The sequence below is a fragment of the Mycobacterium sp. genome, from assembly GCF_035570115.1.
In the GTDB taxonomy this organism is placed as follows: domain Bacteria; phylum Actinomycetota; class Actinomycetes; order Mycobacteriales; family Mycobacteriaceae; genus Mycobacterium.
Window position 1 is genome coordinate 1 of sequence record NZ_DATMLH010000171.1, and the last position, 4,681, is coordinate 4,681.

The 4,681-nt window shown below is 67.0% G+C and carries 7 protein-coding genes; 1 reads left to right on the forward strand and 6 read right to left on the reverse strand.

Translation table 11 applies throughout. The annotated features are described in order from the left end of the window. The 5 genes from VNW74_RS15655 to VNW74_RS15675 all read right to left on the reverse strand — a co-directional run. Nucleotides 1-390 (reverse strand): inorganic phosphate transporter (locus VNW74_RS15655; RefSeq protein ID WP_325678369.1); only part of this gene is annotated, 390 nt, incomplete at its 3' end. 117 nt (nt 391-507) lie between these two features. Next, complete coding sequence (locus tag VNW74_RS15660; RefSeq protein WP_325678371.1) at nt 508-894, reverse strand: VOC family protein; 387 nt, start codon at nt 892-894, stop codon at nt 508-510. Nucleotides 895-907: 13 nt separating this feature from the next. Further along, nucleotides 908-1,795, reverse strand: a complete 888-nt coding sequence (locus tag VNW74_RS15665) for an SDR family oxidoreductase (protein WP_325678373.1) — start codon at nt 1,793-1,795, stop codon at nt 908-910. Between the two features lie 30 nt (nt 1,796-1,825). After that, on the reverse strand, nt 1,826-2,728 hold the full coding sequence (locus VNW74_RS15670; RefSeq protein ID WP_325678375.1) for a 1,4-dihydroxy-2-naphthoyl-CoA synthase: 903 nt from the start codon (nt 2,726-2,728) through the stop codon (nt 1,826-1,828). Between the two features lie 4 nt (nt 2,729-2,732). Next, entirely contained in the window at nt 2,733-3,188 is a 456-nt protein-coding gene (locus VNW74_RS15675) for a nitroreductase family deazaflavin-dependent oxidoreductase (RefSeq protein WP_325678377.1), read from the reverse strand. Between the two features lie 59 nt (nt 3,189-3,247). Here VNW74_RS15675 and VNW74_RS15680 point away from each other — a divergent pair, with 59 nt between their 5' ends. After that, nucleotides 3,248-3,961, forward strand: coding sequence for a VIT family protein (locus VNW74_RS15680; RefSeq protein ID WP_325678379.1), 714 nt, complete (start codon nt 3,248-3,250; stop codon nt 3,959-3,961). Nucleotides 3,962-3,964: 3 nt separating this feature from the next. Here VNW74_RS15680 and VNW74_RS15685 read toward each other — a convergent pair. Beyond that, a partial coding sequence (locus VNW74_RS15685) for an aldo/keto reductase (protein WP_325678381.1) occupies nt 3,965-4,681 on the reverse strand: 717 nt, incomplete at its 5' end.

Consider the following 4,681-nt stretch of genomic DNA (forward strand, 5'->3'; position numbering starts at 1 on the left):
ACCGGTCCAGATCACCCCGTGTCCGCCGACGGCGGCGATCATGGCACCGACGATGCCGCCGACCAGGGCATGCGAGGAGCTCGACGGGATACCCAGCAGCCAGGTCATCAGGTTCCAGACGATCCCGCCGACCAGACCGGCAAAGACCAGTTGCAAGGTCACCAGGTGACCGTTCACCAAGTCCTTGGCGATTGTTCCGGCGACAGCGGTGGACAGGAACGCTCCGCCAAGGTTCAGCACGGCCGAGAGCGTTACCGCGGCCTTAGGCGAGAGCGCGCCACTGGCGATGGAGGTGGCCATGGCATTTGCGGTGTCGTGAAACCCGTTCGTGTAATCGAATGCGAGGGCGGTGATCACGACGATGATCAGAAGGAACAACTGGAGGTTCACGGGCCTAATTCTGGGGGTAGGTGGGTGCGGTTGTCGAAAGAACGGCGATGTGAATAGCAGGTATTTTGCACTCGTCGCCAGATGTTTGCTTCGGGTTAACTTTCGGGATTGCGACGGTCACCCCCGAGTGTCACGGCGCAGCGGGTGATCACCGGGTATTTGGACGAAAATCAGGGTTACGCCGTCGGGATCGGTGACATGCATTTCATGCAGACCCCATGGTTCGCGGCGGGCCTCGCGGGCGATCGACACGCCTCTGCTCTCCAGCTCCGCCTGGGTCGCGGCGACGTCGCGCACTTGCAGCCACAGCGCACCGGGGAAAGGTCCGGCCGGGTGGTCCGGCGCGCCGTGGCCGGCCAGCTCGATCAGTGACTGGCCGGCGTAGAAGACGGTGCCCGCGCCGTAATCGCGGAAGATCGCCAACCCCAGCTCATCGCGATAGAAGCTCAGCGACCGCTGGTAATCCGCCGGCCGGAACAGCATTCGACTGGCGAGAATCTCCATGCCTTCGTGTCTATCACGCGTCGCCGGGTTGAAGGCGCTGCCGTCGTATCATCGTGGTCGCCAAACCGGGACCGATGGTGTCCAGCGCCTGCGAGAAGACGGCCATCCGCGGCGCGATCCGGACCGGCCGGGTGCGCGCGGCTGTGATCATCCAGCCGGCGGCCTCTTGTGACGTCAACGCCGGCAGCCCTTGGTATTGCTTCGTCGGCGCGATCATCGGGGTAGCCACCAGCGGGTAGTACAGCGTGGTCGAGTGCACGCCCTTTGGCGCCCATTCGGTTTCGATCACCCGGCTGACCGCGGACAGCGCGGCCTTCGACGCGTTGTACACCGAGAACAGCGGTGACGCCTCGCTGAAGACCCCCCAGGTCGCCACGTTGATGATGTGGCCGTCGCCGCGCTGCAGCATCCCGGGCGCGAGCCCGCGGATCAGCCGCAGCGGCGAGTAATAGTTGAGCACCATCGTCCGCTCGACGTCGTGCCAGCGTTCCAGCGACTCGGCCAGCGGTCGGCGAATCGAGCGACCGGCGTTGTTGATCAGGATGTCTACGCCGCCAAGACGCTCCTCGACGTCGGCTGCCAGTGCGTCGACGGCGTCCAGGTCGGACAGATCGCAGGGGATAGCGATCGCGGTGCCGCCGCCGTCTTCGATTCGGCCTACCAGCGCCTCCAGCAGGTCCTTACGGCGGGCAACGACCACGACGGTGGCGCCGCGGCGGGCGAACTCCTCGGCGGCGCTCTCGCCGATTCCAGACGACGCTCCGGTGAGCAGGACGCGCTTGCCCTCGAGGTCGACAGATTTCGCGGCCGGGCGGTGCGCCGCGAGTCGCGCCGCGATTGGCGGGCGCATGGTGGCCAGCACGAACTGCTCGGTCAATCGTCGAAGCGGGTTTTTGCTCACAGGTCGCGAGTCTAGGGGGAGCCTGGATTGCTAGAAGTAGCGCGGGAACCCGCTCCAATCGGGAGGCCGCTTCTGCAGGAATGCGTCGCGGCCTTCGACGGCTTCGTCGGTCATGTAGGCCAGCCGCGTAGCCTCGCCGGCGAACAGTTGCTGGCCCACCAATCCGTCGTCGAGCAGGTTGAACGCGTACTTCAGCATCCGTTGCGCCTGAGGTGATTTCGCGTTGATCTCGGCCGCCCATTGGACACCCACCGACTCCAGTTCGGCGTGGTCGACAACGGCGTTGACCGCGCCCATCGCGTGCATCTGCTCGGCGGTGTAGTCGCGGCCGAGGAAGAAGATCTCACGGGCGAACTTCTGGCCGACCTGCCGGGCCAGGTATGCGCTGCCGTAGCCGCCGTCGAAGCTGCCGACGTCGGCGTCGGTCTGCTTGAACCGGGCGTGCTCGCGGCTGGCCAGGGTCAGGTCGCACACCACATGCAGGCTGTGCCCGCCACCGGCCGCCCACCCGTTGACCAGGCAGATCACCACCTTGGGCATGAACCGGATCAGCCGCTGCACCTCGAGGATGTGCAGTCGGCCGGCCCGGGCGGCGTCTACCGTGTCGGCGGTCTCGCCGGCGGCGTACTGGTAGCCGCTGCGCCCGCGGATGCGTTGATCCCCGCCGGAGCAAAACGCCCAACCCCCGTCCTTGGGCGACGGCCCGTTTCCGGTCAGCAGCACCACTCCGACGTCGGGCGACATCCGGGCGTGATCGAGCGCCCGGTAGAGCTCGTCGACCGTGTGCGGGCGAAACGCGTTACGCACCTCGGGTCGATTGAACGCCACCCGCACGGTGGCGTCGGCGACGTGGCGGTGATAGGTGATATCGGTCAGTTCAGCGAACCCGTCGACCGGCTTCCAGTCCTCAGCGTGAAAAGGATTGTCGCTCATCGGGTTACACCGGGTCCAGCCGGAATACCGCGCAGCGGCCGGCCAGCGCCTCGAATTCCTCCGGTCTGCCTTCGGTGACGAGTCCGGCCCGCTTCATGAAGCCGACACCGGTGGGCACCTCGGTCGGAAATGCCCGCAGCAACGGCCGCGCATCGTCGGTCGACAACTCCACCATGTTCACCCGTCGTACATTTCGGCCGCGGGCCAGCCTGGCCTGTCCTGCGGCTCGCACGTTGGCCACCCAGTCGGCGCCGGGGAATCCGGCGACGACGTACTCCTGACCGTCGACGGTCATCGGGGTGACCGGGGTCGATCGCTCGTGTCCCGATTTGCGTCCGGGCACGGTCAGCACGACCGGGCTCTCGCCGCCGAAACTCATGCCCAACCGCGACATCTGGATGACGACCTTGTTCGCCGGTTTCAGCCACCATGGCGGCCGGACTGGTTTGCTGCCGGACATACCGGCGACGTTACCCGTCACCTTGGATGGCGCTTCGGCAAGCCCTAATGTGTGACTTCGTGAGCGCTAAACCGCATCCGCATGAGCCTCATGTGGGTTCGGTCTCGGCCCGATTGAATTGGCTGCGCGCCGGGGTGCTCGGCGCCAACGACGGGATCGTGTCAACCGCGGGCATCGTCGTGGGCGTGGCCGCGGCGACCGTCGCTCGGGCCCCCATCATGACCGCGGGAGTCGCCGGGTTGGCCGCCGGCGCGGTGTCGATGGCGTTGGGCGAATACGTGTCGGTCAGCGCGCAGCGCGACACCGAGGAGGCGCTGCTGGGGCAGGAGCGCCGGGAGCTGCATGACGACCCGATGGCCGAGCTGGACGAACTCGCGGCGCTGTATGAAGCCAAAGGGTTGTCGCCCGCGACAGCGCGGACGGTCGCCGAGGAACTGACCGACCATGACCCGATCGCCGCGCACGCCGAGGTAGAGCTCGGGTTCGATCCCGCGGACCTGACCAACCCATGGCAGGCCGCGTTGTCGTCGGCGTTGTCGTTCAGCGTGGGCGCGCTGCTGCCGCTGATCGCCATCCTGGCCGCGCCGATCGCGCTGCGGATCCCGGTCACCGTCGCGGCGGTGCTGCTGGCCCTGGTGATCACCGGGGCAGTGTCGGCCAGCCTGGGCGGCGCACCCAAACACCGTGCGGCACTGCGCAATTTCATCGGCGGAGGCCTGGCCCTGGCGGTCACCTACCTGATCGGCCATCTAGTCGGCGCCGCGATCAGCTGACCACTAATTGTGTTCGAGGAACCCCTCGATGCCGTCCGGCATTGCACTGGATCCTGGCTCGGTGACGGCGTCCAGCCGAGCGATCGCCTCGGCGTCCAGAGTCACGTCACCCGCGCCGAGGTTCTCCTCGAGGTGTGCGATCGACCGCGTTCCCGGAATCAGCAACGTCGTCGGCGTGTGCGCCAGCAGCCAGGCCAAACCGACTTGAGCCGGCGTGGCGCCGACCTCACCGGCGATGTCGATCACCACGGCATTGTCGGACGCCTTGGGAAAACCGGGAAATGCTGACCCGAGCGGGAAATACGGCACCCAGGCGATGTTCTCGGCCGTGCAGACGTCGAGCATCTCCTCTTGCGAGCGGTCCATCAGGCTGTAGGAGTTCTGCACGCACGCGATGCCGGCAGGCAGCGCGCGTTGCAGGATCGCGAGCGGCACACTGCTGACGCCGATCCCGCCGATCTTGCCCTCGTCGCGCAGCGCGATCATCTCGGCCAGCTGGTCATCGAGGTCGACGACCTGGTCACCTTCGGCCTGCACGCCCGGGCCCAGGTCCATGCGCCGCAGGTTCACCACCGGTATCCGGTCGAGGCCCAGTTGGCTCAGGTCGTCTTCAACGGCGGCACGTAGCTCGGCGGGCCGCTGCGCCGGAGCCAGGGGTATCGGCTCCTCGCCGGTGTAGCGCGCCCCCACCTTGCTGACGATGACGAGGTCGTCGGGGTA

Excerpts from the sequence above, each read along its gene's own strand:
- VNW74_RS15675 (WP_325678377.1), bottom strand. The coding sequence starts at position 3,188 with ATGTCCGGCAGCAAACCAGTCCGGCCGCCATGGTGGCTGAAACCGGCG.
- VNW74_RS15660 (WP_325678371.1), bottom strand. The coding sequence starts at position 894 with ATGGAGATTCTCGCCAGTCGAATGCTGTTCCGGCCGGCGGATTACCAG.
- VNW74_RS15670 (WP_325678375.1), bottom strand. The coding sequence starts at position 2,728 with ATGAGCGACAATCCTTTTCACGCTGAGGACTGGAAGCCGGTCGACGGG.